Genomic DNA, 472 nt, shown 5'->3' with positions numbered 1-472 from the left:
CTGATGGTCGTGCTGTTGCAAAGCGTGTTGATGCTGCAAAAGCTAAGGCTGAAAAGTTTGAGAAGGCTGGCACGTTGGTTGGTGCTGTTTCTTCTGCTGTTGCTGGTGGTGTTGTTCAGGTTTCTGAGTCATTCACGAAAAGCCGTTTTGATGATGGTGCGAAGTCTCGTGAAAATGAAATTCATTTATTGAAGAATCAAAATGAGAAGTTGAAAGCGAGTAATTCATCACTAAAAACAAAAATTCACAAAAGTAATGAATCACGAAAATCACTATTGAACGAATTGAAAAGCGAACGCGAAAAAAGTTTTGATAAGGGCAAGCCGTTCAGAGATTTACAGAAGAAGAATGAACAGCTTGAAACTTATCTTGGTTTAGTTTTTGATTCTTTGGATTCGCATGGAATTAATCCTGTTCCGTTCATTAAGACTGTCTACACGTTGGATGATTTAATGCGTGATTGCGATAGGAT

General features: G+C 38.6%; 1 protein-coding gene. It reads left to right on the top strand.

Annotated features, from left to right (window positions below; genetic code table 11):
• Window positions 1–472 (top strand): hypothetical protein (locus KP705_RS21785; protein ID WP_215765193.1); only part of this gene is annotated, 472 nt, incomplete at both ends.

The organism is Gluconobacter sp. P1D12_c (assembly GCF_018812105.1).
Classification (GTDB): Bacteria; Pseudomonadota; Alphaproteobacteria; order Acetobacterales; family Acetobacteraceae; genus Gluconobacter; species Gluconobacter oxydans_A.
This window is presented reverse-complemented; position numbering and strand designations above follow the sequence as displayed.